Source organism: Vulcanisaeta distributa JCM 11216, assembly GCF_001315985.1.
In the GTDB taxonomy this organism is placed as follows: domain Archaea; phylum Thermoproteota; class Thermoprotei; order Thermoproteales; family Thermocladiaceae; genus Vulcanisaeta; species Vulcanisaeta distributa_E.
This window is the reverse complement of the sequence record NZ_BBBI01000056.1, coordinates 1-1,131: the sequence shown is the minus strand read 5'-3', so window position 1 is coordinate 1,131 and position 1,131 is coordinate 1. Positions and strand designations below refer to the sequence as shown.

Genomic DNA, 1,131 nt, shown 5'->3' with positions numbered 1-1,131 from the left:
GTTGCCGATCAAGTCGCTTAACCTAGCCTCCATGTCCTTGAGTTTATTCCTCAACTCATCAACCTTCTTGCCTAGGCTATTTGCTAGGTTCCTCAACAACGCCTCAGCCTCACTGACTGCGTAGTGCCTGACTTGGCCCAGTAGGTTGATTGCCAGCTTAGGTGGCATATACCTACTTAGCAAATTCCTAAGCCCATCATCACCCATCGAGCCAACACTCACGAACTCATTCCTAGCATCCCTGGCACTCGCCAGCACCAACCTCCACAAATCCCTATGAAACTCCCTAAACACCTCACTGTTTGGCTTGGCCACTGAAGCCTTGATAGCCAAGTCCTTGGCGATGCCCTCGACAGCCTCGATGTTGATGAATCCATCCTCGTACAACGCCCTCAATGCCCTGGCCAGTGCCTTGAGCTCGCCGGGCTCAATGCCTAATTTACCGTACTCCTCACTGAATGACTGCCACTCAATGGCTTCGTTGAAGTTAACCCCCCCAAGCTCACTGAGTAGCTCGAGCAGGGCGACAAGCGGTTGCCTGCGCATTGAATCCGCGTAGTCGATAAGCCCAATCAATGAGGACCTGCCACCACTGCTTAGCCTCTCAATTACCTCATCCCTAGCCGTTACGACCAAGTGAAGCTTAACCACAGAGTCGACAAGCAAGTCGTTCCTCGCTATTGATGCAATCCTCGGGAAAACCTCACTGAAGGCTTTACCACCAACAAGGGCATCAGCACCGTACTTAAGCAACCCACCAAACTCCCTAATGAAGGCATTAAACTCCCTAGACCCCCCCCTGACCTGCTCCTTAGCCCATCCCCCCCCATAGTTAATGCCTCTAAGGAACTCGCCGACTGCCGTCGGCAAGGCCTCCCTAACAGCCGAATCCCAAGCCCTCATGATGAGGGCATCCCTGTACCTGGCATTGACGAAGGGCTTCAGGGCTTTAGTGAGTTCTCTAATGCTAAGCCTATTGATGATCATCAAATCATCACTACTTGCCCCCCCGCTACTTAACGCCTCGTTTATGCGGTTGACATGCCTAACCCACCAGTTGTTAATCACCTCAATTGCCTTGGCATCGTCCCTAAACGCCTCAAGGAGTGGCTTAAGGACTTCACGGCCCAA

Annotated in this window: 1 pseudogene; it reads right to left on the bottom strand. The window is 52.3% G+C overall.

The features are described from left to right. Positions 1 to 1,131 (bottom strand): annotated as a pseudogene (locus tag JCM11216_RS14175) (hypothetical protein); the annotation flags it as partial.